This is a genomic window from Polynucleobacter sp. MWH-P3-07-1, from assembly GCF_018687555.1.
Lineage (GTDB): Bacteria > Pseudomonadota > Gammaproteobacteria > Burkholderiales > Burkholderiaceae > Polynucleobacter.
Genome location: NZ_CP061296.1, coordinates 1,431,225 through 1,457,287, shown reverse-complemented (window position 1 = coordinate 1,457,287; position 26,063 = coordinate 1,431,225). Strand labels below are relative to the sequence as shown.

Below are 26,063 nucleotides of genomic sequence, written 5' to 3'. Positions count from 1 at the left end.
CAATGCCTAACAATATTCCCTCACTTCAATCTTCAGTGGTGATTAGTGAAGCAGCACAAACTCTCCGAGAGGGAGGGTTAGTCGCCTTCCCGACTGAGACTGTCTATGGCTTGGGTGCCGATGCCAAAAACCCTGAGGCGGTAAAGAAAATCTTTGCTACCAAAGGGCGACCATCAAACCACCCTTTGATTGTTCATGTGGCTGCACCAGATCGGTTTGATCAAAACGAAATGGATTGGAGTGCGGTACTAAGCCCATGGGCACGTGATTTATCGGAACAAGCGCTGGTTTTAGTTAATGCCTTTTGGCCAGGCCCCCTGACTTTGGTTTTTAAGAAAGATAAAAGTGTTTTGACCGAAGTTACGGGAGGTCAAGATACCGTCGCAATTCGGGCGCCTGCACATCCTGTTGCACAAACTTTATTAAGAAAATTTAAGGGCGGTATTGTTGCTCCCTCGGCAAACCGTTTCGGAAAAATTTCGCCAACAAATGCAGCTGATGTGCGAAGTGAGTTTGAAAACACTCTGGATTTGATGATTTTGGATGGAGGGGATTGCGAAGTCGGAATTGAATCCACTATTTTAGATTTGTCCTCCGAAGGCTCCCCTGTGCTCTTGAGGCCCGGCGCCATTACGCCCTCCGAAATTCTCGCAAAGACAGGTATTCAGGTTGTCAGACCAGGCGAGCAAAATAATCTCGAGCACCAAAATTTACCGAGGGTATCGGGTAGCTTACGAGCTCACTACGCTCCCAACACTCCCTTAAGAATGTATTCCTCAGGACAGGTGCTTGATGCGCTCACAGAATTCCCAGATATCAAGTCTCGAGTTGCGGTTGCTGTTTGGGATTCAGAATCATCTTTAGGTTTAGAAGATCACCCCTCGATTGATGTAGAAGAGATACTGATTTCAAGCAATCCACGCCATTTTGCAAATCGTTTGTATAGAACGTTGCGGGACTTAGATGAGCAGGGTTGGGATTTGATTCTGATACCGCAGCCACCCCCAGGCGAGGAGTGGGATGGGGTTAGAGACCGGCTTCAGCGTGCTTGCTTTGGCTCAGGACCATCCTCTAGTAGCCAAGACAACAGCTGATCTTGCGCCTCAATGCCCCTATTGGCATTTGGATCATTAATAAACGAAGTGACGGCGTATATTTTTCCAGACTTGCTCACAACATATCCTGATATCGAGCGTACATCAGAGAGTGACCCTGTCTTAATTCGAGCTTCCGGTTTTTTCTGTAGATGAAGAAATTTACGCAATTGAACTAACAAACGATTTCTCATCGTGCCATCTACTCCAGCAATCGGTAGGCTGTTATAAAAAATATCTCCTGTTGGAAGGCTTCGAGCAAGCACTAATAGCTGATTCATATGTTCTGGAGTGATGGCTTCATTTCTAGATAAACCAGCCCCGTTTTCAATGACAAGCTCCGGAAACTGTAGATTCATCTTTTTTAGCCAGCTCCGAATGACTAAATCACCGTTCTCGACACTCGCGGGTTTACCCACTTTCTCTAAAGCCAGTGTCAGTAAGACTTGTCTAGCCATGACGTTATTGGAAAACTTATTGATGTCCTGAACATCATCTGCAAGCTTAATTCCTTCAAATTGCAGTAGCGGTCTGGCGGAGACTGGTACCGTCCCGTCTTGGCCATCAGGTGCTTGCGCCCAAGTCCCGCCAGATTGCTCCCAAGCTGCAGAGAAGCCTTTGGTTAAAAAAGTGTTGGCATCGATTGCAACCACGTTATAAGCAGCATTAGTACAGGCAGCGGGGAAATAGCCGTTAAAGTTTGCTGTAAGTATCTTTTCTCCAATGTTCTGCTTATTGTTGCCAATCAAGTCAAAAGCAATTCCTTTTTTCCAGTTATCGCAAGATTGATTCACTAGTCTTAGTTGATTATTGATGGTCAATTGAGATAGGGTGGGCGTATAGCTAACATCAATGAAATCTGCCGTACGCGATTTACTCAAGGTGAAAGATAGGGTTCGAAATGAGTAAAGCAGAGGGTCGGGGGAAACGTTATAGGCGCGAGATTCTTCCCCATCAATAGATTGCTGCTCCATGACCTCTTTAGCATAAGCGCTTCTATCAAAGACGAGGTTGCCATCAATTTTTTGGATGCCAAGATTCTGTAATGCTTGCATCATCTTGGCTAATTCTTCAGGAATGAGTTTTGGGTCTCCGCTCCCTTGGAGGTAAAGATTTCCCTTGAGGACACCCTGTCGAATGAGGCCATCAGTATATAAATTAGTGCGCCAACGATAGCCTGGACCTAACACTTCTAAGCTAGTAAGTGTAGTTAAGAGCTTCATGGTTGAAGCTGGATTCATGGGCTTACTGGCATTCCAGTCTAAGACTGCTCTCGCTTCAGATTTTCCTGACCCCGTCTTAAGAATCTCCATAACTGAAACCCCCATGGCTTCAGGGGAAATTTGATTCTTTTCTAGGCTAGATAAAACAGCCTTCGGTAGCGAATGGAGTATTTGTTCTGGTGCAGCATGAGCAAGCTGACACACCAGCAATAAAGTCAGTATTTTTAGTGGCTTAAGTAAAGACATTCCTAGATTCTAGGCGTAATTTGGATTCCATTAAAACATTCATTTTTGGGAGCTGTCGCTAATCTATTCTTGTATCTCTCAATCAGTAAATTCTGCTCTTCTAATAAGTCAATCAAGCTTGAAATTCTGCTTTCTAAATGAGTATCTAGCTCTAAGATCGTGCAGTCCGCAATAAACTGTTTTGCATTTAAAAGGGCGGCGCCACCTTTGATTTTATGAAGCAACTGATCAAAGTCGCTCTGGGAGAGCTTTCCTTTCGAATATGAGTTCCTGAGTTCCATTAGTGACTCATCATGAACCTTTTGAATTTCATCAAGTACAAGCAATATTTTGTTTGGATCATTTTGAAAAAGTGGACCAAAATTGTCGAATGAATATTCACTGCCTAGATCATCGGTTGGTTCTTCAGAGAAATGAAAATATTGCCTCAATTCTTGCTCGAGTGTCTTGAGGCTTAGCGGTTTAATTAAGACACTATTCATTCCGGCGCTCATGAACTTGCTACGGGATTCTAGAGCATAGATATCGGCAGTAATACCAATGATAATCAGGTCGGTGTTACCTGAGGATCTGATTTTTTTGGAAAGCTCGGAACCCTGCATGCCTGGGACAGACTGATCTGTCAGCAGTAAGTCAAAATGATGCTCATCAATGAGATCAAGCGCCTTGGCTCCAGACTCGCAAACCAAAACCTTGAACCCCAGAGCCTCAAGTTGGAGGGATAAAATTTGGCGACTAGCTGCATGATCTTCCACCACTAAAGTAGCAATATTTTGTCCCCTGATTTTTTGTCGGCCGGCAATACTTTCGGTGACATAAGATCGAGCTGCCGCATGGCTCGAGTGGCTTACAGCTGCATCCCCTGTTCTCGAAAGGGCAACTGAAAAATGGACATTGGTTCCGAATCCCGGTGCGCTGTCAAAGTAGAGGTGACTATCCATTGACTCTAGTAAGCGTTTGGTGATCGCCAAACCCAGTCCACTGCCCTGTATGACACTATTCTGATTTACTTGACCCGCTGCTGAGAGCTGCTCAAATTCTTGAAGGGCTAATTCAATTTCATCAGAACGCATTCCGATGCCGGTATCAATGACCCTAAATTCTAGGAGCTGACCGGCATGATCATCCGCAAGCACGCTCACTGAAAAATAGATCTCACCTTGCTTGGTAAATTTGATTGCATTGCTGATGAGATTTTGCAGAATTTGCCTAAAGCGTAAGCCATCAACCATTAGCACTTCTGCAAGTCTTTTATCCACCGTAGTGTGAAGAATTAAGCCTCCCTTTTTCGCAATCGGCGAAAAAGAAGCGTGAATATCGTCAATCAAAGCCTTTAGATCATATGAAACCGGATTAAGGCTTAGCTTTCCTGCTTCAATTTTCGATAGATCTAAAACTTGATTCAAGATTCCCAGTAAAGATTGAGCAGAGCTATGAGCGCTTTTGAGTAAGGTCTTCTCATTGGGAGGAATGCTCGGATTATTGAGTAACAGTTCTTGTATGCCCAGAATAGCGTTCATTGGAGTTCGTATTTCATGGCTCATCGTTGCCAAGAAAGAGGACTTTGCAGCATTGGCCTGTTCAGCTATATTTTTCGCTTTCAATAGCGTTTGGCCAAGTAAATCTTGTGCTGCCCGCTTCTTTTGAAGATCCCAAATAAAAGCCCCTCCGATTAATAGCAAAATCAATGTCAAGAGCCATTGGGCATGACTAGACTCTTTAGTTGTCGCGATTGATGCAAGTTTCGGCAAGCCAAAGTCATTTGCTGATTCAAGTGGGTCTAGATCGTTTAAAAAGCGCTGAATGATCCGATCTAATGGCGCATGTTTTTCTGCCATCAGTAGTCGATAGGGAAAAGGTTGATGACCATAATGCCCAAGGATGTCGATCTCAGAAGGATTCCACTTCTTGAGGAGTTGAGCGGCTAGTCTGGCAGGCATCACTAGAGCCTCAACCTCTCTTGTAACTAGGGAGGCACTTAAGCTCTCCAGGTTAGTGCTAGCGGTAATGGGGATTAAATCTGGATTCTGAAAATTGGAATAGCCACGATCAAAATAGAGCACTCTACTATCGCCCTTTGGCTGATCTAAGTTAGCACCTTTATAGCCCACTAGTACATCTTGCCCCCAAAACACGGGATCAGATAGTAGTAAGGCTGGACCTGGTTTGTGATCTAAGTGAGGAGGGTCAATCACAAAGTGGATTTGGCCGGAAGTGAGTTGATGAAATATCTCGGCATCAGAATGTCGCCAAATCGGATGAAATTCTTGTTGGGTGTGCTCGCTTAAGCGATCCAGCAAGGCCCTAAATATTCCTTTGCCCTCTTTGTCTGAAGCAGAGCTAAGGTAAGGCCGATATTTCTCATGAATACTAAATCGTACGATGGGGTGTGCATCGACCCACTTTTGCTCTTCCGAAGATAAAGACAATGAGTGTACAAAGTTACTTGTCGTGAGACAGACAAATACGGTACTCAAAAAAATGAATCGATGCATTACCAAATTAACTTTCGATAATGTGATTGTTACGACAGAATAAAATTAAGTCGGCAATATTATTAATGCCTAACTTATCAAAGACCCGCGTCTTATAGGTCGCCACAGTTTTATTGCTGATATGCAGCATGTCAGAAATTTGCTGATTGGTATTGCCTTTGCCGAGGTACTTCATGACTTGTAATTCGCGATCAGAAATCAGTGCCAACTTATCGTTATCTGTCAAAGAGCTATTGCCATTTCGACCATGCGCAAAGAAGTTATAGCCTTGAGAAATAGCGAGACAGGCTGAAAGAATGATGTCAGCTCCAGCGGTCTTATTGACAAAGCCGTGTGCACCCAAAGAGCGGACTCGGCCTCCGTAAACCGACTCATCCAGGCTTGAGAGCACCAGAATACGGACCTCTGGATACATTAAACCGATACGTCTAATGACATCAAAACCATCAGTCTTGGGCATATCTAAATCGAGAATGATCAAATTGGGATTCATCTCCTTGATCGAGCGTAAGCATTCCTCCCCATTTTGAGCCTGACCAACCACTTCAAAAAGTAATTGGTCTTGCAGCATGCTTTTCAGGGCCATCAGCATAGCGGGATGGTCATCTACTAACATCACTTGTTTTCTCATTATTTGTCTCCATTTTGGTTGAGGTTGTTATGTGAGTGCAGCGAAAAAATGGCTTTGGCAATACGACTATCATTAATATGAAAAATTTGATGGCGACTTACTGGAGACATCATTAAGCCTCCATAGCAGTAATCAGCTTGGAGACGTTTAGCATTCTCAAGGTCATTTACAAGAGCCAAATGACTGGCATATATCTTTGTGCCAGCACTTTGAATTTGAGAGATGAGGCGAGTGGGTGGATCTTGATTGCGAAAATGGGGTAATGCGATATGAATACCTTCAAGCCTAAATTTTTCTATTAGATTGATCTGCTCTGAAGTTGCGGTGAAATCTAAAAGATGAATGCCGACACCAAGTCGACGGAAGCGAGACAAGCCCTCTTCAGAATCGGGTGTGAGCTTCGCGACAGAGGCGTGTTGTAAGCCTAAAATTAATGAGCCGACGGGTAGTCGAGAGTTGAGAATCAGATCGATTAATGCTTCTACATGGTTTTTAGAAGAAAGGGCATGAAACGGAATTGGCAAAACCCCGGAGATTGAGCGACCGCTTCGATGCCAAAAGGCGATGGTGTCTAAGCCCTCCATAAATAGTCTCAAGAGTTGAAGATCCTTCGCTTCCAAAAGGGGTCTATATAAAGAGCCTGTCAGTTTTGTGCCTTTCAGATTAAAAATCGGTTCATGGCTAATTGCTTGTCGCTTTGACCAAGATTCTTGTTCGGCCATTTCTTCGGGGCCTAGGCTTAACCAAGACTCCGAGCAAGCATCGCGGACTTCCTGGAAGGGTTTGTTCTTCCATGCTTTTACAAGGGTGTATAGCCGGGATTTCGGGCTCATCAGCATTCTCCAATCTGTGACCGTCCAGTCTATGCAGGACGGATTGGAGCCGAAAGGGCTTAAGGCTGATTTATCCGTAGGAAACTTCCTACCCCAGCCATATTGAGTATAGGAAAGCCATTAATCCTTACAAAATTTATGGGTTCAAGATCTTGAAATATAGGAAGTCAGACCTATATAATCAGCACTCCCAACACGTGAGTGCTAAAACGGGTGATAAACCCTAGTTTTTGCTAAGTATTTGTGTGTAGAGATTACAAATCACTGATTTATATAGTTTTTATTTAGTTAACAACCACCAACTTAGGAGAAGGAATGAATCTGCGTCCTTTACATGATCGCGTAATCATTAAGCGTTTAGATCAAGAATCAAAGACTGCCTCAGGAATCATCATCCCTGATGCTGCTGCTGAAAAACCAGACCAAGGCGAAGTTTTGGCAGTAGGCCCTGGTAAGCGTGATGACAGCGGAAAACTCAATGCACCAGACGTCAAAGTAGGCGACCGCGTCCTCTTTGGCAAATATGCTGGACAAACAGTCAAAGTAGACGGCGATGAACTTCTTGTAATGCGCGAAGAAGACATCATGGCTGTTGTACAGAAGTAATTCGGTATTTAAGAAAGGAATTCAATCATGGCAGCAAAAGACGTCGTATTTGGAGATAGTGCTCGGACCAAGATGGTCGAGGGTGTCAATATTCTCGCGAACGCAGTAAAAACAACTTTGGGACCAAAGGGTCGCAATGTGGTGATGGAGCGCTCCTTTGGTGGCCCAACCGTTACTAAGGATGGCGTATCTGTAGCAAAAGAAATCGAACTCAAAGATAAGCTCCAGAACATGGGCGCGCAGATGGTTAAAGAAGTTGCTTCTAAAACCGCTGATATCGCGGGTGACGGAACAACTACCGCTACTGTTTTAGCTCAGTCCATTGTGCGCGAAGGCATGAAGTATGTTGTATCAGGCCATAACCCAATGGATTTGAAGCGCGGTATTGATAAAGCGGTAACTGCTGCTCTGGAAGAACTCAAGAAGATCAGTAAGCCTTGCACTACTACCAAAGAGATCGCACAAGTTGGCTCAATCTCGGCTAACAGCGACACCAGCATTGGTCAGCGCATTGCTGAAGCGATGGAAAAGGTTGGTAAAGAGGGTGTGATTACTGTTGAAGATGGCAAGTCTTTAGAAGATGAGCTTGAAGTAGTTGAAGGTATGCAGTTTGATCGTGGTTACCTCTCACCTTATTTCATTAACCAACCTGAGAAACAAGTAGCTGTTTTGGAAAGCCCTTATGTTCTCTTGTTCGACAAGAAGATTGCCAATATCCGTGATTTGCTCCCAGTTCTCGAGCAAGTAGCAAAGTCTGGCCGTCCATTGTTGATCATTGCCGAAGATGTAGAAGGCGAAGCCTTAGCAACTTTAGTTGTGAATAATATTCGCGGCATCATCAAGACCTGTGCTGTTAAGGCTCCAGGCTTTGGCGATCGTCGTAAGGCAATGCTCGAAGATATCGCTGTATTGACTGGCGGCACTGTGATCGCTGAAGAAATTGGCTTAACACTCGAGAAAACGACTCTTGAGCATTTAGGTCAAGCGAAGCGCATTGAAGTTGGTAAAGAAAATACCATCATCATTGATGGCGCCGGTGATGCAAAAGCGATCGAAGCGCGTGTGAAAAACATTCGTGTACAGATCGAAGAGGCGACCAGCGATTACGATAAAGAAAAATTGCAAGAGCGCGTTGCTAAGTTAGCAGGCGGTGTTGCAGTGATTCGGGTTGGTGCTGCTACTGAAGTCGAAATGAAAGAAAAGAAAGCCCGCGTCGACGATGCATTACATGCAACCCGTGCGGCTGTTGAAGAGGGTATTGTTCCTGGCGGCGGCGTAGCTTTGATTCGCGCAATGCAAGGTATCAAAGGTTTGAAGGGCGATAACGCTGATCAAGACGCTGGTATTAGCATCGTATTGCGCGCCATGGAAGAGCCTCTGCGCATCATCGTTTCTAACGCTGGTGATGAAGCAAGCGTAGTTGTGAATGCGGTATTGGCCAGCAAAGGTAATAACGGTTATAACGCAGCTACCGGTGAGTATGGCGATTTAGTTGCACAGGGCGTGATCGATCCAACTAAGGTAACCAAAACTGCATTGGTTAATGCAGCCTCTGTTGCAGCCTTATTGTTGACCACCGATTGCGCAATCTGCGAAGCGCCAAAGGATGAGTCTGCTGGTGGCGGTATGCCTGATATGGGTGGTATGGGTGGTATGGGTGGTATGGGCGGAATGATGTAATTTCCCCCAGTAGCTCTTAGCTGCTGAAATTCAAAATGCCTGGTTCAAAAGACCAGGCATTTTGTTTTGTTGGCCGCAAAACTAAATAAGCACCAGGATGGGGCAAATATCCGTATTTACCCGAAGTAAATCACTAAGATAAGAAATCAGCTTTAAATTGATCGTTTAATGGGAGATAAGGTATGAGCACAGCAGAAACCGCTAGCAATCCATTGAAATCGAAATGGGTTCAGTTGGCATTGGGCGTCATTTGTATGATGTCGATTTCAAGTCCGCAATACGTATGGGCCTTGTTTACAAAGCCCATCATGGGTCAACTCGGAGTGAGTCTGACTGAGTTACAAGTCACATTCTCAATTCTGATTGTGTTGCAAACTTTTTTCTCTCCATTCCAAGGCTTCTTAGTCGAAAAGTTTGGTCCACGACTGTTATTGTCAGTGGGTACAGTATTGACCGGGCTGAGTTGGGTGCTCTCGGCCAATCTCAGCACCGTTTCTAATCTTTACTTTACTTATGGTGTGTTGGGTGGCCTAGGAACCGGTATTGTTTATATCGGTGTAGTCGGCTTGATGGTGCGTTGGTTCCCGAATAATCGTGGCTTCGCTGTGGGTATGGTTGCTGCAGGCTATGGTATCGGTGCATTGCTAACCACCTTTCCAATTGCAGACAGCTTGGCGTCTTCTGGCTTGCAAGGAACATTAACTTTCTTTGGTTATGTGATTGGCGCAGTTGGGCTATTGGCTGCGCAGGGTATTCGAGTACCTCACGCTGATCGAGTTCAGACAGCCAGCCAAGTTGAAGCAGCTGCATCTGGAGTTGCACCTAAAACCATGCTTAAGACCCCTGTTTTCTGGCTCATGTTTTTGATGATGTCCATGATGTCAACATCGGGTTTGATGGTCATTTCGCAGATGGGCGCCTTTGCCAAAGACTTTGGGATTACAGGCACCATGGTGTTTGGTATGGCTGCTTTGCCTTTGGCCTTAACTATTGATCGTGTGACGAATGGATTCACCCGCCCATTTTTTGGTTGGATTTCTGACAGAATTGGTCGTGAGTACACGATGACCATTGCATTTGGCCTAGAGGCGATCGCAATGTTTATTTGGGTTGCTACCCGTTCAGATCCAGTGGTATTTGTGTTGATGTCTGGTGTGGTGTTCTTTGGCTGGGGCGAAATCTTTTCCCTCTTCCCATCCACTCTGACAGATACCTTTGGCCAAAAACACGCTACTACCAATTACGGCTTTCTCTATATGGCCCAGGGTGTTGGATCAATTATTGGTGGACCGATTGCTGCTTATATCCACGGCGCAACTGAAAGTTGGATGCCGGTATTTGCGATCATGATTGCTCTAGATGCTACGGCTGCTGTTTTGGCATTCTTTGTATTGAAGCCGATGCGCGCCAAATATATCAAGGGTGTACTGGAGTAATTTCAACTGCCGAAGTGTTAAATATAAAGGCCACGTCAGTGGCCTTTATGCTTTAGGGGGCCTGCATTCCCGAATGATCATACAACGTAAGGCTGCTCCTCAAGGTAGTTATAAAATAACCTCATGAATCCTCAACTTCAGCTCATGCTTCAGCAGGCTATTGAAGCCTTTCAAGGTGGTAACTTTGAGAGAGCTGCTACGATTTTGCGCAAAGACTCATTCAGGTCGATCCCAAGAATCTGCCAGCCCTGCATATCTTGGGCTTAATTAGAGCCTCACAAGCCAATTTCAAAGAGGCTGCCCATTTATTAGGTAGAGCAGCCCGCATCCATCCCAATGATGCCTCCATTCAATACAACCTAGCTAAAGTCCTTAGTGATATTGGCTCAGATAATGAGTCAATCCCACACCATAAAAAAGCAGTAGAGCTGGCACCCCATAACCCAGAAGCCTGGCTCAACTATGGCAAAACAGAATCCAATCTCGGACGTCATGAAAATGCGTTGATTCATTACGATAAAGCGCTTAGCCTGGAGCCAGGTTTTGTCCAAGCGCTCTCTAATAAAAGCGCAACCCTAAGAGAACTTAGGCGCTTTGAAGATGCTTTAGCTTGTGCTGAGAAAGCCCTCGCTATTAGTCCAGATTTGGCTGAAGCTTGGTCTAATAAAGGGATTGCCTTAAAGGGGCTCAAGCGTTATGACGATGCTATTGTTTGCTATGACAAGGCATTAAGTATTCGTCCAGATGATTCTGAGGTAATGACCAACAAGGGTGCTACCCTGTATGAGCTTGGGCAGTACGATGAAGCAATTATTGCTTATGATCAAGCTATTAGTCTGAAGCCGGATTATCACGAGGCATGGACCAATAAAGGAGTCGCGTTTAATAAACTGGGGCGTTACGATGAGGCTATCGCGTCTTATGATCACGCCCTAAAGCTTATGCCCGAATATCCAGAGGCGTGGGTTAATAAGGGGGCTACCCTTTATGAGCTCAAGCGCTATGACCAGGCGATCGCTCACTATGACAAAGCCGTTAGTCTGAAGCCGGATTATCACGAGGCATGGAGCAATCGGGGTCTTGTCTTTCATCAGCTTAGGAAGTTTGACGAGGTCGTCACTTGCTACGATCAGGCCTTAAAAATTAAGCCTGATTATGCTGAGGGATGGGGTAATAAGGGGGCTACCTTACACGAGCTAAAACGTTTTGAGGAGGCTATTGCTTGCTACGATAAGGCTGTAAATCTTGATCCCGATATCCAATGGTTTTATGGGGCTTTAGTGCATCTCAAATCAAGAATTTGCTCCTGGGGAAATATCCAAGAGGAAGTTAAAACCCTAATTCAGAAAGTAAGCGCTTCAAAGAAAATGATCCAGCCATTTGCAATGCTGTCATTAACTGGCGATCCTTTTTTACATAAAAAAACATCCGAAATTTATACGCAATTTAGGTTTTCTAGGAATTCAATTTTAGGACCCATCCCGAAGCAAGCAAGAAAAGAAAGAATTCGGATTGCTTACTTCTCAGGGGACTTTAGAAATCATGCCGTTGCTCTTCTCACTTCAGAGCTTTATGAAATTCACGATAGGAGCCGTTTTGAAGTATTTGCCTTTTCCTTGCTTAGTCCACCAGATGGCGACGAATTAAATGCGCGCCTAAGAACAGGATTTGATCATTTCATTGATGTTGAAAATCTATCTGATCAAGAGATCGCACAAATGGCACGAAAACTTGGGATCGATATTGCAATAGATTTGGGTGGCCATACTCAGTACTCTAGAACTGGAATTTTTTCTTACCGCGCAGCGCCTATTCAAGTTAATTGGCTCGGTTATCCTGGTACCTTGGGCGCAGATTATATAGATTACATTATTGCTGATTACACGTTAATTCCCAAAGAATCACAGCAATTCTATTCAGAGAAAGTAGTCACCCTACCTGACACTTATATGGTTGACGATTCAAAGAGGATCAGTTCTGGCAGGATCTTTTCTAAATTAGAGTGCGGCCTTCCTGAAGATAGTTTTATTTTTTGCTGCTTCAACAACGACTATAAGTTTAATGAACAAGTTTTAGATAGTTGGTCAAGGATCATGCTGCGGGTCAACAACAGTGTTTTGTGGATTTCGGAAAACAATCCACTTTTCAAAAAAAATATAAGCGCTGAGTTTGAGAAGCGTGGCATCGACTCGAGTAGGATTATTTTTGCGCAACGTGTGGAGTTGATGGCAGATCATTTGGCTAGATACAGCCTGGCAGATCTATTTCTAGATACCTATCCCTACAACGCTCACACTACGACTGTGGACGCTTTAAAGGCAGGCGTCCCCGTGCTGACATTGATAGGCCAGTCCTTCCCTGGTCGTGTAGCGGCTAGTTTGCTAAATGCTATCGGTCTTCCTGAGCTAGTGACCACCACCCAGCAAGAATATGAGGAGCTAGCAATCCAATTAGCTAGCAATCCACAGAAACTTTTAGACATTAAAAACAAGTTAGCAGTAAACCGCCTATCTGCCCCATTGTTTGATACGCCACTCTTTGCTAAAAATTTAGAAGCAGCTTACATCAAAATGTATGAGCGATATCAGGCTGATTTAGAACCCGAGCATCTTGCGATTCAGTAAGCTAAGTTTTTACTCAACAGCCTTGACCATCTCTTCAACTACCTTCTTCGCATCACCGAAGACCATCATGGTTTTATCCATGTAGAAGAGTTCGTTGTCTAAGCCTGCATAACCAGCAGCCATCGAGCGTTTGTTAACAATAATGGTTTTAGCTTTAAAGGCTTCTAAGATTGGCATACCGAAGATTGGGCTACCTGGAGTTCTTGCAGCTGGGTTTACAACGTCATTTGCACCAAGGACAAGCACTACGTCAGCCTGACCAAAGTCGCTGTTAATATCTTCCATCTCAAACACTTGGTCATAAGGCACTTCGGCTTCAGCCAAGAGCACATTCATATGCCCAGGCATACGTCCAGCAACTGGGTGAATCGCATACTTCACGGTAACGCCATGATGAGTCAGTTTTTCAGTTAACTCTTTAAGGGCATGCTGTGCTCTTGCTACGGCCAAGCCATAACCAGGGACAATAATCACAGTGTCAGCGTTTTCCATCAGGAAGGCCGCATCTTCTGGTGAGCCTGTTTTGTAATTCTTCGGGCCGCCATCATCGCCACCACCTGCAGCCGCTTCAGCACCAAAACCACCAAGCAACACGGCAAGGATGGAGCGATTCATAGCCTTACACATGATGTAAGAAAGAATGGCGCCGGAAGAGCCAACGCATGCACCAGCAATAATCAATACGGGGTTATTTAGTGTGAAACCAATGCCGGCCGCTGCCCATCCAGAGTAACTATTCAGCATGGAGACCACAACAGGCATATCTGCGCCACCAATTGGGATGATCAAGGTTACACCGAGTACTAAAGCAATTGCGCACATGGCCATAAAGGCGGCGTGACTATCTGCCATAAAGTAAGCAATACCACTTCCGATCATGGCAAGTGCCAAGATCAGATTTAGCAAATGCTGTCCAGCAAAGCTCACTGGTTTGCCGCTGACTTTGCCTGACAGTTTGCCGAAGGCAATCACAGAAGCGGTAAAGGTAATTGCGCCAATGAATGCCCCGATAAATAACTCAATCTTTTGAGCGCCAGTATGCTCATGTGCTGGATTAAAAACTGCAGCTACTGCAATCAAGACAGCCGAGAGTCCAACAAAGGAGTGCATGAGAGCAACTAGCTCTGGCATCTTGGTCATCTGTACCCGTTTTGCTGCCAGAGTACCAATGATGGCGCCAGCCACAATCGCCCCAATAATTAAGGAAAAGGCTGGCTTGAAGTCAGCAACAAAGAAAGTGGTAATTACGGCTAACAACATCCCGATCATGCCGAAGGTATTGCCTTGGCGTGAGGTGGTTGGTGAGGACAGGCCCTTCAGCGCCAAGATAAATAGCACTGAAGAAATGAGGTAGGAAATCGCGGTAAGGTTTGACATGAGTTTGGTCTCTAATGAATCTTTTTCTGTTTTTTACTTGCTTGAAGCGGCTTCGGCTTTAGGGGCTTTTTTCTTGAACATTTCAAGCATGCGACGGGTCACCATGAAGCCACCAAAAATATTGATCGATGCCAAGAAAACGGCAATCGCACCAATCACACTCGTGAAGGTAATGGCATCACCGCCGATAACCTCAGTTTGAAGTAAGGCACCAACAATAATAATTCCAGAGATGGCATTGGTAACTGCCATTAAAGGAGTATGTAGAGCTGGGGTGACGTTCCAGACAACGTGGTAGCCCACAAAAATGGCGAGTACAAAAACAGTAATGTTTTGAACAGTCAGGATGCTTTGAAAGGCAGCGTAATCCATCTTATTTCCTTTGCAATATTTTTTATTATGAGTTTTTACGAACAGCCTGACCATCGCGACACATGAGGCAGGCGGTGACAATGTCATCATCAGTAGGTATGACCAGTTTGGCTTCTTGATCAATGATGAGTTTTAAGAAGTCCAATAGGTTGCGCGCATAGAGTGCCGAAGCATCAGCACCAACCATGCTGGCTAAATTGGTGTAACCCACGATCTTGACGCCATTCACATCCACAATTTTGTCGGCTTGAGTGAGAGGGCAGTTACCCGATCCGTTATCCCCTTTGCCAGATGCAAGATCGATAACCACTGAGCCAGCTTTCATATTGGCAACAGTATCGCTATGGAGCAAGACTGGGGGCTTACGGCCAGGTATCAGTGCAGTCGTAATCACGATATCCGCTTGTTGTGCGCGCTCTGCTACGAGAGCAGCTTGGCGCTTCATCCAGGCCTCTGGCATGGGACGAGCATAACCACCAACACCCTTAGCGATTTCGCGCTCTTCATCAGTCTCAAAAGGGACATCAACAAACTTAGCGCCGAGAGATTCAATTTGCTCTTTAGCGGCAGGACGAACATCAGATGCTTCGATCACTGCGCCAAGGCGTTTAGCAGTTGCGATCGCTTGCAATCCCGCAACACCTGCGCCCAAAATCAGAACACGAGCTGCTTTGACAGTACCTGCAGCAGTCATCAGCATCGGCATAAAGCGTTGATATTCGTTGGCTGCAACCATCACCGCCTTATATCCAGCGATGTTTGCTTGAGAAGAAAGTACATCCATGCTTTGAGCACGGGTAGTTCTTGGTGCCGCTTCGAGCGAGAAGGCGGTAATGCCTTGAGCTGCCATCGCAGCAATATTATCGTTATCAAATGGATCGAGCATGCCGATCAAAACGCTACCGGATTTGATCTGCTTGAGCTCTTCTGGCTGAGGGGCGCGTACTTTTAAAATAACTTCAGAGGCAAATGCCTCACTTGCGCTGCCAATGCTTGCACCAACAGCGACATAGGCAGCATCGGGTTGACTGGCTTGCAGCCCCGCATCTTTTTGAATGAGGACTTGATGACCTTGTCCGATGAGTTTTTTAACAGTTTCTGGTGTGGCGGCTACTCTCGTTTCGCCAGCCTTGGTTTCCAGCGGGACCCCTATGCGCATTACTTGTCTCCAAAAGCGTATTTTTCAAAACTGCTATTTTAGTGAAATAGGCCAAATTGCACCTAGTTACGAATTTCTGCCTTTTCTTGACTAGTTTTGACCTATTTTCAGTGAAAGCAGTCCAAGACTTTTACAATAGAAGCAGAAAGTATTTATTGAATTTTCGCACTTTTCATGAGTGAACCCCATTCTTCTGTGAACTCCCCCATCAAAACCTCCAAATCTCCATTTCAGCCCTCCAAAGTCGTCATTGGGATGTCTGGAGGGGTCGATTCTTCTGTGGCAGCCTGGATGCTTAAGCAGCAGGGCTATGAGGTTGTTGGCCTATTTATGAAAAACTGGGAAGATGATGACAATGACGAATACTGCTCCGCTCGCCAGGATTGGCTTGACGTAGTTTCTGTTGCTGACTTAATTGGGATTGATGTGGAGGCTGTCAACTTTGCCGCCGAATACCGTGAACGGGTATTTGCCGATTTCTTAAGGGAGTATGCTGCTGGTAGAACGCCAAACCCAGATGTTCTCTGTAATGCAGAAATCAAATTCAAAGCCTTCCTAGACCATGCGATGAGTTTGGGTGCCGATGCCATAGCAACCGGGCATTACGCGCGCGTGCGTCGACAAGATGAGGGAGTGCAATTATTAAAAGCAGTCGATGCTGGTAAAGATCAAAGTTATTTCTTACATCGCCTTACGCAGACCCAATTAGAAAAAGTGCTATTCCCGCTAGGTGAGATTGAGAAAACAGAAGTCCGCAAAATTGCACAAGAGATTGGTCTACCCAATGCCCGTAAAAAAGATTCAACTGGGATCTGTTTTATTGGTGAGCGACCCTTCCGAGAATTTCTGAATCGTTACTTACCTCGCACACCGGGCCCGATCAAAACAGTCGAAGGAAAAACGGTTGGTGAGCATATGGGTCTTGCGTTCTTTACCCTAGGGCAGCGTAAGGGTATTGGGCTGGGGGGCAGTCAAGACGGGACGGGAGACGCTTGGTACGTTGCTCGCAAAGACGTTGGTAACAATACTTTGTATGTTGCCCAGGGTCATGAACATCCATGGTTATTGACGAATGCGCTATCAGCAATGGATGCAAGCTGGATTGCAGGTTCTCCACCTGCACCAGGCAATTTCTCTGCTAAGACGCGTTATCGTCAGACTGACTCTGCTTGTGAAATACAAGCCGGACCCTCTGGTGTTCAGAGCTTTCAGTTGCAATTTCCTGAGCCACAATGGGCAGTTACGCCTGGACAGTCAGCAGTTTTATATGACGGTGAGATTTGTCTAGGCGGCGGAATTATCACCGCCTAGTATCAAACAGAGATTGCGGAAAGCACTAGGCTACTGGTGGTGCTGTTTCAATGAAGGATGGACGCTGCATGAGTTTTTGATATAAGCCATCCAGATTGGTATATTTTGTTTGCCATTCTAATTTAGGGAAACGGAACAAGAGGTAGGCTAACGCGCATCCTAGGGCAATATCAGCCAAAGTCATTTGATTGCCGTGGCACCAGGAGTTTTCACCCAATTCTTGTGACATTTGGGAGAGGGCGGCTTCAATCTTGCCCATTTGACGTTCAATCCAGGCTTGACTTTGCTGTTCTACAGGCTTCCAGGTGGCTTCTAAACGAGCCAGAATGCCAGCATCCATAATGCCGTCTGCTAAGGCTTCCCAGGTTTTTACGGTGGCACGTGCCCGACTCTCGGCAGGAATGAGCTTACCTACAGGGCTCAGCGTATCTGCATAGTCCACGATGACCCGAGAATCATAAATAGCCTCGCCATCATCCAAAATGAGGCAGGGCACCTTACCTAAAGGGTTTACAGCAGCTATTTTGGTCTGAGCATCCCAAACGTTTTCAAGCTCTAGGGCTGCTTCAAGCTTTTTCTCTAAAAAGACGATACGTACCTTGCGTACGTAGGGGCTGGTGAGTGATCCGATAATTTTCATAGGCTTTAAGTATAGCGATCTGGCGAGGGCTGGGTCAGATTAAAGAACGCATTAAAATCAGGCTTTGTTGACCTAATACTTAAAAGGCAATACTCGTGAGCCAGCCGCTTTCAACCCTTAATGCACTTTCCCCCTTAGACGGTCGTTATGCCGGAAAACTTGACGCCTTGCGCCCTTGGCTTTCTGAATCAGCCTTTATGCGTCAGCGAGTGTTTGTCGAAATTCATTGGTTATTGGCGCTGGCATCAGCTGGCTTAGCAGACGTTCCAAAAATTAGCGCCGCCGATTCTGAATTCTTGCTATCGTTACCCAAGAATTTCTCTGATGCCGATGCCCAACGGATTAAAGAAATTGAAGCGGTTACGAATCACGACGTTAAAGCAGTTGAGTATTTCTTGAAAGAAAAAGTGGCTGGTCGCCCTGATTTACTGAAAGCCAGCGAGTTTATTCACTTTGCTTGCACTTCTGAAGATATTAATAACACCTCGCATGGCTTGATGCTACGAGGGGCGCGCGATGAGGTGTTGTTGCCTCAACTCCAAAAAATACTCTCAGTCCTAACGGACTTAGCCATTGAGAATGCTGCGGTACCTTTGCTCTCGCGCACCCATGGCCAACCAGCCTCCCCAAGCACTTTGGGCAAAGAGCTGGCAAATATTGCAAAACGTTTGGAGCGAGCAATTGCAAGCATTGCTGCGGTACCTTTGCTAGGCAAGATGAATGGCGCCGTTGGAAACTACAATGCGCATCTCTCTGCTTATCCCGATTTTGATTGGGAAGGCTTTTCGCGCAATGTCGTTGAGCAGCGCTTAGGTTTGACTTTCAATCCTTACACCATTCAAATTGAGCCTCACGATGGGATGGCAGAGCTGTTTGATGCGATTGCTCGTGCGAATACGATTCTGCTCGATATGGATCGGGATTTCTGGGCCTATATTTCGGTTGGCTATTTTAAGCAACGCACTAAGGCTGGTGAAATCGGCTCATCGACCATGCCGCATAAAGTCAATCCAATTGATTTTGAAAACTCCGAAGGTAATTTGGGTGTTGCTAATGCGCTCTTGCGCCATCTGGCAGAAAAATTACCTATCTCCCGTTGGCAGCGCGATTTAACTGACTCAACTGTTCTGCGTAATCTGGGCCCTGCTTTTGGCCATAGCCTTTTGGCTTATGACAGTGCACTACGTGGCTTAGGTAAGCTAGAAGTGAATCATGCGGCTATTGCGGCTGATTTAGATGCCTGCTGGGAAGTCCTCGCTGAACCTGTTCAAACAGTCATGCGCCGTTACGGAATTGAAAACCCCTATGAGCAGTTAAAAGAGCTGACTCGTGGCAAAGGGATCAACCAAGCTGATCTCCAAGCCTTTATCAAGGGCTTAAAGATTCCCGAGGACGCGAAGACTCGTCTTTTAGAAATGACCCCAGCATCGTATTTGGGCAAGGCAGTCGAATTGACTGAACGTCTTAAAAAGTGAGTGTCCAGAAGTCGGGCAGACCAGTCATCTGGTTTGCGGTTTATCAACTGCTCTGGCATTTACTGCTGCCTTTGGCTTTTATTCGTCTGGCCTGGCGTGCGCGCCATTCCATCCAATATCTGGGTAACTTATCAGAGCGCTTAGGGTTTGGTTACACAAAACCCATTGCCACCGGCGCTATTTGGATTCATGCGGTATCGGTTGGTGAGACGCGTGCCGCACAGCCATTGATTGAGGCTTATCTGGCCCGCGGTGAAAACATCCTGCTGACACATATGACTCTAAATGGACGTCGAACTGGTAAACAGTTGTTTGCATCAGCCATAGCTGCTGGTCAGATTCATCAAGTGTATTTACCTTACGATCTATGTGGGCCAGTAGAAAACTTTCTCAAAACGTTTAAGCCTAAGTTAGGTTTATTTATGGAAACCGAAGCCTGGCCAACAGTCGTATTTCGTTGTGCAGAAATTGGCTTGCCGTTATTTCTGGTGAACGCCCGCTTATCGCAACGCAGTGCAAAACGAGTGCAAAGTTTTGGTGAAGCAGGGCAGGCGCTGTTTCAGGCATTTACCGCTATCTTGGCACAAACTGCATTTGATGCAGAGCGTTATCGCCAATTGGGTGTCAGAAATATTGATGTTGTCGGTAATCTCAAGTTTGATGTGCCTTTAGATCCAGCGCAATTGCAAAAAGGTCAAGAATGGCGCAGCGAGTTACAAAAAGAGCGGCGACTTTTAGTTTGTGCCGCGAGCACGCGTGATGGCGAGGAAGCAATCATTCTCAAGGCCTGGAAACAGTTATTGCTCAGCAATGCATTTACAGTGCCACCGCTACTGTGTTTAATTCCAAGACACCCTGAACGATTTGCAGATGTTGCCAGTGTGATAGCCAATATGGGGCTCACATTTCGTAAGCGGAGTGAGTGGCTTAAGACGCCAGATGCTTGTCATCAGGTAGACGTCTTATTGGGCGACTCGATGGGTGAGATGGCAATGTACTACAGCGCAGCGAGTTTGACCGTGATGGGCGGAACCCTATTACCCTTTGGTGGACAAAACTTGATAGAAGCTTGTGCAGCAGGCTGTCCCGTTTTGTTGGGTAAGTACACCTATAACTTTCAGCAGGCAGCCTTAGATGCGCTTCAGTGTGGAGCAGCAAAGCAAGTGGAGGAGATGCCACTAGGCGAACCCTTAGCACTTAAGGAGTCACTCAAATCTTGTCTACTGAATTCTGAGGAGCTACTAAGGATGGCTCAGGCCGCTAAGCAATATGCGGTAGATCACCAAGGTGCAACGCAAAATATTCTGGCAATCTTAGATCGCCAGAATCATTTTTCTGACTAAACCCTGGCCCCAAAATTAGGATCATCTTTGCGAGAAGTGTCATCAGGCTTGCGATCACCTTTGATCAGATCTTCGCGGGTGACGCCAAGCCACATTGCTAAGGCGGCAGCCACGAAAACAGAGGAATAGATACCAAACAAAATACCGATGGTTAAAGCCAGTGCAAAGTAGAAGAGGGTTGGACCACCAAAGATCAGCATAGCTAACACCATCATCTCGGTGCTGCCGTGGGTGATCATAGTGCGGCTGATCGTGCTGGTAATCGCATTGTCAATAATCTCGCGTGTATTCATCTTGCGATATTTGCGGAAATTTTCCCGAATTCGGTCAAAGATCACGACGGACTCATTTACTGAGTAACCAAGAACCGCCAGAACTGCAGCCAAGACTGACAGTGAGAACTCCCAATGGAAGCAAGCAAAGAAGCCCAAAATAATGACAACGTCGTGCAAGTTCGCGATGATGCCGGCAAGGGCAAACTTCCACTCGAAGCGGAATGATAGGTAAAGCACAATCCCAATGATCACAAACACCAATGCTTTCAAACCATCAAGCGCAAGTTCTTGACCTACTTGGGGACCAACAAACTCCACCCTTTGTAATTTAGCGCCAGAACTTGCTGGATCAAGGGCTTTCATTACCGCGGTACTTTGATCGGCAGAAGCAATAACTTTGCCATCAGCATCCTTTTGAATAGGCAAGCGAATCATGACATCGCGTGAGCTACCAAAGTTTTGGATTTGGGTGTCGTTGTAACCCAGTTTTTGAACACGATCTCTAATTAAATCAAGAGGGGCAGCTTGTGGATAGCTCACTTCCATGACGGTGCCACCAGTAAATTCGATGGAGAGATGGAGGCCGTTATGCCATAAGAAAAAGACTGCAGCCAAAAAAGTAATCAAAGAAATAATGTTCAGCACCAAAGCATGGCGCATGAAGGGGATGTCTTTTTGGATTCGGAAAAATTCCATAGCTTATTTCTCCTTTGGGCGCCAGACTTGGCCGATGGCGAGTTTTTGAACCTTCTTATGTCTGCCGTACCAGAGGTTCACGATTCCGCGTGAGAAGAAAACCGCAGAGAACATCGAAGTCAAAATACCTAAGCAGTGGACAATAGCAAAACCTTTGATAGGACCAGAGCCAAACGCCAATAAAGCCAGACCGGCAATTAAGGTGGTGACGTTGGAGTCGAGAATGGTAGCCCAGGCCTTATCAAAGCCGAGGGCAATTGCGGTTTGTGGAGCCGTACCGTTGCGCAGCTCTTCTCGAATACGTTCATTGATCAGCACGTTCGAGTCAATTGCCATACCTAAAGCTAGGGCCATAGCGGCAATGCCTGGTAGGGTGAGAGTAGCTTGCAGCATCGAAAGCACAGAAATCAAAAGCAATAAATTGACCCCCAACGCCAATACGGAGAAAGTGCCAAACAGTAAGTAGTAAGCCATCATGAAAATAGCGATGGCGGTAAATCCAATGAGTAAAGATTTGAAGCCTTTCTCAATGTTTTCTGCCCCAAGGCTTGGTCCAATGGTGCGCTCTTCAATAATTTCCATTGGAGCGGCCAAGGAGCCAGCGCGGAGCAATAGCGCTAAGTCATTAGCGCTGGCAGTGGTGGGTTGCCCGGTAATCTGAAACTTGGAACCAAATTCTCCTTGAATGGTGGCTATGGTCAGCACCTCACCTTTACCCTTTTCAAACAGAATCATGCCCATGGGCTTGCCAATATTTTCACGAGTCACTTCTTGCATGACTCGGCCGCCAGTGGCATCAAGCGAGATATTGACAGCAGGTCGCTGATTTTGATCAAAACCAGCGCTAGCGTCAGTAATGCTTTCGCCACTAAAGATGACGGATTTCTTAAATACGCCATACCGATTTTCGCCAAAGCGGAACACATCCATACCGGGAGGGGCAGATTCTCCAAGGCCAATAGATGGAGTAATAGGGTCAGCCAAACGAGACTCTAGGGTAGCTGTACGCCCAATAATGTCCTTAGCGCGCGCGGTATCTTGTACACCTGGGAGTTGAACAACAATTCGCTCAGCACCTTGCTGTTGAATCACGGGCTCCTTAACAGCCAGCTCATTCACGCGTTTATTCAAAGTAATAATATTTTGTTTGACTGCGTTATCTTGCACAGTCTTCAAGGCATTCGGTTTGAACTCACCAAGCAATTGAGCGTTACCGCCAGACGATTTGATTTGCCAATCCAATTCTGGTTCGCTATTCAATAGAAGCGAGCGGGCTGCATCTGCATCATCGCGGTTGCTAAAATTGATTGCAATCGATTCTGCGCCACGATCAATACCTTGATGGCGAATATTTTTATCGCGCAATTGACTCCGAATATCGCCCGCTAGGGAAGTTATTTTCTTCTGGACTGCACCCTTCATGTCTACTTGCAGCAGAAAGTAGACGCCACCCCGCAAATCAAGACCTAATGGCATTGGTAGGGCGTTGATCGCATTTAACCAGCCGGGGGTATTGGATAAGAGATTGAGGGCAACTGTAAAGTTAGGATCATTTTGATCGCTATTGAGTTTTTGTTGCAACAGATCTCGAGCACGCAATTGAGTATCGGTATCGGCAAAGCGGATCTTGATTGAGCCTACATTATTGGCATTCTCAAAGAAGAGGCCGGTGCTACTAATGCTCGCATTACTCAGAATGCTTTCAACTTTGGACTCTGTTGCCAGATCGACCTTGATGGTTGGTTTGGCAGATGAGACTTGAACCGCTGGAGCCTCTCCGAAAAAGTTGGGGATTGAATATAGTCCGCCGATCAGTAATGCAACGACGATGACAATATATTTCCAGAGAGGGTAGCGATTCATAGTGAGACAGTATTAAGCGGACTTGAGTGTGCCTTTTGGCAAGACGGTAGTAATTGCACCTTTTTGCATTTGTACTTCTGTGCCTGCGGCAATTTCAACACTGATAAATTGATCTTTCAGAGCGCTTACTTTGCCTACGATGCCGCCAACAGTAACCACTTCATCACCAATCGCTAATGCTTCGAGCATTGCCTTAGTTTCTTTTTGGCGCTTCATTTGAGGACGAATCATGATGAAGTACAAAACAACAAACATCAAAATCAAGGGAAGGAAGCTCATTAGGCCACCAGACTCAGAACCGCCAGCCGCAGCTTGGGCAAAAGCATTGCTAATCCACATAAAAACCTCCATTAAAGACAAAATAAAAACTGATTCAGTGTGGGCTTTTCAACTAAAGCCGTAAACCCGCAATTCTAAACTGTGTGGGTCTTAGAGGGCAGATAAGGCGGTATATGTGGGCTATTTGGGGGCTTTAGGCAAAGCTAGTCTTGCCCGGGCTCCACACCCCGCTGGCGATTGCGGTGGAATTCTTCACGATAGGCCTGAAAGCGGTCTTGGCTAATCGCCTCTCTGACTTCGGTCATGAGCTGAAGGTAGTAGGTCAGGTTATGGATCGTATTGAGCTGAGACCCCAGGATTTCATTCGCTTTTTGAAGATGATTCAAATAGGAGCGGGTGAAATGCTTGCAGGTATAACAGGTGCAGGTTGGGTCAAGGGGGCGATCATCGTCCTTATAGCCAGAATTACGTAATTTAAGATCGCCAAAACGGGTAAATAGCCAGCCGTTGCGTGCATTACGCGTGGGCATCACGCAATCGAACATATCGATACCCAGGCTAACAGCCAGAATAAGGTCTTCCGGTGTACCCACCCCCATGAGGTAATGGGGAAGATGGGCGGGCAACTTGGGCGCTGTGAAATTAAGAATGCGCTCAAATTCTGGTTTGGGTTCGCCAACCGATAGACCGCCGATAGCGATCCCATCAAAGCCTTGCTCGCTAACCCCTGCCAAAGAAAGTTCTCGCAGACTCTCAAACATACCGCCTTGCACAATACCGAATAAGCCATTGCCCGTTTCTAATTCTCTGAAGCGCTTAATGGAGCGTTCGCCCCAACGCAAAGAGAGTTCAAGAGATTGTTGCGCCGTTTTTTCAGTAGTAGCCTTGCCATGACTTTCATAAGGAGTGCACTCATCAAACTGCATAGCGATGTCACTGTTTAAAACAGCCTGTATTTCCATGGAAACTTCAGGAGACATAAATAATTTGTCACCGTTGATAGGAGAAGCAAAGGTCACTCCTTCTTCTGATATTTTTCTCAGGGCGCCCAAGCTAAATACTTGAAAGCCTCCTGAATCGGTCAAGATGGGCTTATCCCAAGCCATAAAGCGATGCAGGCCACCATGTTTTTTGATGACATCTAAGCCGGGTCGGAGCCAAAGATGAAACGTATTGCCCAAAATGATCTGTGCATGCGCTTCTTCCAGATCACGCGGGGTCATTGCTTTGACCGTCCCATAAGTGCCGACTGGCATGAAGATTGGCGTTTGCACACTACCATGCGGCAGATCGAGTTGGCCTACGCGAGCTAGGCTTTGGGAGTCACGCGCAGATACGCTGAATTGAATAGGGTTTGTCATGTGTGCGTGATTTTAAAGCCGTGTGAGGAACATCGCATCACCATAGCTAAAGAATCGATATTCCTGAGCAATCGCGTGTTGATAGGCCTTGCGAATATTGTCCATGCCTGCAAAGGCACTGACCAGCATGAGTAAGGTGGACTTAGGCAGGTGAAAGTTGGTAATAAGGCAATCCACCATTTTGAATGGGAAGCCTGGAGTAATGAATAAATTGGTTTCACCGGATTGTTGTTGACTAATCGCAAAACTCTCTAGGGTGCGCAAGCTAGTTGTTCCTACTGCAACGATCCTTCCACCCGCATCTCGAGTTTTTTTGATCGCTTGTAAAGTCGCCTCTGGAATGGAGTACCACTCAGAATGCATTTTGTGCAGACTTAAGTTCTCTTCTCGTACAGGAGTAAAGGTGCCAGCGCCAACATGCAGAGTGATGGTGGCTTGTTCAATACCACGCCCTTTGAGTTTAGTCAAAATCGCTTCATCAAAATGGAGTCCTGCGGTAGGAGCTGCAACAGCGCCAGGATTTTTAGCAAGAACAGTTTGATATCGATTGCTATCCACCTGATTGGGTTGATGTTCGATATATGGCGGTAGGGGAAGCTCACCAAATTGATCTAGTAAATCGAGCAGGTCTTTTGGAAATTCGATTTCAAAGAAGCGACCATCGTAAGCAAGGACCTTGGCTTCAAAACTCTCGCCCTGGCGATTGTGGATTTGAATGCTGGTGTTGAGCTTGGGTACTTTCGATGCGCGGATTTGAACCCAGGCCCGTTGAGTGCTGGTAATACGTTCAATCAGTAACTCAATAGCGCCGCCAGTAGGCTTTTTCCCATGGAGCCGAGCGGGGATTACCTTGGTGTCATTCATTATCAGTAAATCACCAGGTTTTAGGAGTTCTAAAATTTCCAGAAATTGCCGGTCGATCAGGTTGCCTGCCTGCACCTCAAGAAGGCGGCTAGCAGTCCTTTCGGCCAAGGGGTTTTGGGCGATTAGGCGGTCAGGGAGGTCGTAATTGAAGTCGGAGAGTTGCATAGCATTACCATCAGA

General features: G+C 46.0%; 22 protein-coding genes. 9 read left to right on the top strand and 13 right to left on the bottom strand.

Translation table 11 applies throughout. From position 1 onward, the window contains the following. Nucleotides 1–2 precede the first annotated feature (2 nt). Nucleotides 3–1,094, top strand: a complete 1,092-nt coding sequence (locus tag ICU98_RS07555; protein WP_215351886.1) for an L-threonylcarbamoyladenylate synthase — start codon at nucleotides 3–5, stop codon at nucleotides 1,092–1,094. On the opposite strand, the gene dacB is transcribed toward ICU98_RS07555, so the two are convergent. The 4 genes from dacB to ICU98_RS07535 form a co-directional block, all read right to left on the bottom strand. Beyond that, on the bottom strand, nucleotides 1,040–2,563 hold the full coding sequence (dacB, locus tag ICU98_RS07550) for a D-alanyl-D-alanine carboxypeptidase/D-alanyl-D-alanine-endopeptidase (RefSeq protein ID WP_215351884.1): 1,524 nt from the start codon (nucleotides 2,561–2,563) through the stop codon (nucleotides 1,040–1,042). The two genes, ICU98_RS07555 and dacB, sit on opposite strands and share 55 nt — an antisense overlap. Before the next feature lie 2 nt (nucleotides 2,564–2,565). After that, nucleotides 2,566–4,992: an ATP-binding protein gene (locus ICU98_RS07545; RefSeq protein WP_251365329.1), complete on the bottom strand. Its 2,427-nt coding sequence runs from the start codon at nucleotides 4,990–4,992 to the stop codon at nucleotides 2,566–2,568. A gap of 73 nt (nucleotides 4,993–5,065) precedes the next feature. After that, nucleotides 5,066–5,689, bottom strand: coding sequence for a response regulator transcription factor (locus tag ICU98_RS07540; protein ID WP_215336245.1), 624 nt, complete (start codon nucleotides 5,687–5,689; stop codon nucleotides 5,066–5,068). After that, nucleotides 5,689–6,522 carry an EAL domain-containing protein gene (locus ICU98_RS07535; protein WP_215351880.1) on the bottom strand — a complete coding sequence of 278 codons (834 nt, stop codon included), beginning with the start codon at nucleotides 6,520–6,522 and terminating at the stop codon, nucleotides 5,689–5,691. Before ICU98_RS07535 ends, ICU98_RS07540 begins: the two co-directional genes overlap by 1 nt. Nucleotides 6,523–6,837: 315 nt before the next feature. Between ICU98_RS07535 and ICU98_RS07530 the strand changes: the two genes are divergently transcribed. The 5 genes from ICU98_RS07530 (at nucleotide 6,838) to ICU98_RS07510 (ending at nucleotide 12,868) form a co-directional block, all read left to right on the top strand. Then, a complete protein-coding gene (locus tag ICU98_RS07530; RefSeq protein WP_087909492.1) occupies nucleotides 6,838–7,128 on the top strand; it encodes a co-chaperone GroES in 291 nt (96 codons plus the stop codon). A 27-nt stretch (nucleotides 7,129–7,155) separates the two neighbouring features. Further along, complete coding sequence (gene groL / locus ICU98_RS07525) at nucleotides 7,156–8,808, top strand: chaperonin GroEL (RefSeq protein WP_215336242.1); 1,653 nt, start codon at nucleotides 7,156–7,158, stop codon at nucleotides 8,806–8,808. Nucleotides 8,809–8,990: 182 nt separating this feature from the next. Then, nucleotides 8,991–10,244, top strand: a complete 1,254-nt coding sequence (gene oxlT, locus ICU98_RS07520; RefSeq protein ID WP_215351878.1) for an oxalate/formate MFS antiporter — start codon at nucleotides 8,991–8,993, stop codon at nucleotides 10,242–10,244. 123 nt (nucleotides 10,245–10,367) lie between these two features. Next, nucleotides 10,368–10,511, top strand: coding sequence for a hypothetical protein (locus ICU98_RS07515; RefSeq protein WP_215351874.1), 144 nt, complete (start codon nucleotides 10,368–10,370; stop codon nucleotides 10,509–10,511). Beyond that, complete coding sequence (locus ICU98_RS07510) at nucleotides 10,502–12,868, top strand: tetratricopeptide repeat protein (protein WP_215351872.1); 2,367 nt, start codon at nucleotides 10,502–10,504, stop codon at nucleotides 12,866–12,868. Before ICU98_RS07515 ends, ICU98_RS07510 begins: the two co-directional genes overlap by 10 nt. Nucleotides 12,869–12,877: 9 nt before the next feature. On the opposite strand, the gene ICU98_RS07505 is transcribed toward ICU98_RS07510, so the two are convergent. The 3 genes from ICU98_RS07505 to ICU98_RS07495 are packed head-to-tail and all read right to left on the bottom strand — an operon-like array spanning nucleotide 12,878 to nucleotide 15,776. Next, a complete protein-coding gene (locus tag ICU98_RS07505) occupies nucleotides 12,878–14,245 on the bottom strand; it encodes an NAD(P)(+) transhydrogenase (Re/Si-specific) subunit beta (protein ID WP_215351870.1) in 1,368 nt (455 codons plus the stop codon). A gap of 33 nt (nucleotides 14,246–14,278) precedes the next feature. Beyond that, nucleotides 14,279–14,617, bottom strand: coding sequence for a proton-translocating transhydrogenase family protein (locus ICU98_RS07500; RefSeq protein ID WP_215336234.1), 339 nt, complete (start codon nucleotides 14,615–14,617; stop codon nucleotides 14,279–14,281). Nucleotides 14,618–14,642: 25 nt separating this feature from the next. Then, complete coding sequence (locus ICU98_RS07495; protein ID WP_215351868.1) at nucleotides 14,643–15,776, bottom strand: Re/Si-specific NAD(P)(+) transhydrogenase subunit alpha; 1,134 nt, start codon at nucleotides 15,774–15,776, stop codon at nucleotides 14,643–14,645. A gap of 255 nt (nucleotides 15,777–16,031) precedes the next feature. Between ICU98_RS07495 and mnmA the strand changes: the two genes are divergently transcribed. Beyond that, nucleotides 16,032–17,087, top strand: coding sequence for a tRNA 2-thiouridine(34) synthase MnmA (mnmA, locus tag ICU98_RS07490; RefSeq protein ID WP_251365423.1), 1,056 nt, complete (start codon nucleotides 16,032–16,034; stop codon nucleotides 17,085–17,087). Between the two features lie 25 nt (nucleotides 17,088–17,112). Here the strand turns inward: mnmA and ICU98_RS07485 are convergent, their stop codons facing one another. After that, nucleotides 17,113–17,727 carry a glutathione S-transferase N-terminal domain-containing protein gene (locus tag ICU98_RS07485; RefSeq protein ID WP_215351864.1) on the bottom strand — a complete coding sequence of 205 codons (615 nt, stop codon included), beginning with the start codon at nucleotides 17,725–17,727 and terminating at the stop codon, nucleotides 17,113–17,115. 95 nt (nucleotides 17,728–17,822) lie between these two features. Between ICU98_RS07485 and purB the strand changes: the two genes are divergently transcribed. Together purB and ICU98_RS07475 are read left to right on the top strand one after the other, a co-directional pair. Continuing rightward, a complete protein-coding gene (gene purB, locus ICU98_RS07480) occupies nucleotides 17,823–19,202 on the top strand; it encodes an adenylosuccinate lyase (protein ID WP_215336226.1) in 1,380 nt (459 codons plus the stop codon). Beyond that, nucleotides 19,199–20,545: a 3-deoxy-D-manno-octulosonic acid transferase gene (locus ICU98_RS07475; RefSeq protein WP_251365328.1), complete on the top strand. Its 1,347-nt coding sequence runs from the start codon at nucleotides 19,199–19,201 to the stop codon at nucleotides 20,543–20,545. The genes purB and ICU98_RS07475 overlap by 4 nt, the downstream gene beginning before the upstream one ends. Here ICU98_RS07475 and secF read toward each other — a convergent pair. The 5 genes from secF to queA form a co-directional block, all read right to left on the bottom strand. Then, on the bottom strand, nucleotides 20,542–21,516 hold the full coding sequence (gene secF / locus ICU98_RS07470; RefSeq protein WP_215351861.1) for a protein translocase subunit SecF: 975 nt from the start codon (nucleotides 21,514–21,516) through the stop codon (nucleotides 20,542–20,544). The genes ICU98_RS07475 and secF overlap by 4 nt on opposite strands. 3 nt (nucleotides 21,517–21,519) lie before the next feature. Continuing rightward, the gene (gene secD / locus ICU98_RS07465) at nucleotides 21,520–23,379 is read right to left on the bottom strand and encodes a protein translocase subunit SecD (RefSeq protein WP_215351858.1); all 1,860 of its coding nucleotides are present in this window, start codon (nucleotides 23,377–23,379) and stop codon (nucleotides 21,520–21,522) included. Between the two features lie 12 nt (nucleotides 23,380–23,391). Continuing rightward, nucleotides 23,392–23,718 carry a preprotein translocase subunit YajC gene (gene yajC, locus ICU98_RS07460; protein ID WP_215351856.1) on the bottom strand — a complete coding sequence of 109 codons (327 nt, stop codon included), beginning with the start codon at nucleotides 23,716–23,718 and terminating at the stop codon, nucleotides 23,392–23,394. A gap of 143 nt (nucleotides 23,719–23,861) precedes the next feature. Then, nucleotides 23,862–25,019, bottom strand: coding sequence for a tRNA guanosine(34) transglycosylase Tgt (gene tgt / locus ICU98_RS07455; RefSeq protein ID WP_215351855.1), 1,158 nt, complete (start codon nucleotides 25,017–25,019; stop codon nucleotides 23,862–23,864). 12 nt (nucleotides 25,020–25,031) lie between these two features. Next, nucleotides 25,032–26,048 carry a tRNA preQ1(34) S-adenosylmethionine ribosyltransferase-isomerase QueA gene (gene queA, locus ICU98_RS07450; RefSeq protein WP_215351853.1) on the bottom strand — a complete coding sequence of 339 codons (1,017 nt, stop codon included), beginning with the start codon at nucleotides 26,046–26,048 and terminating at the stop codon, nucleotides 25,032–25,034. Nucleotides 26,049–26,063 lie beyond the last annotated feature (15 nt).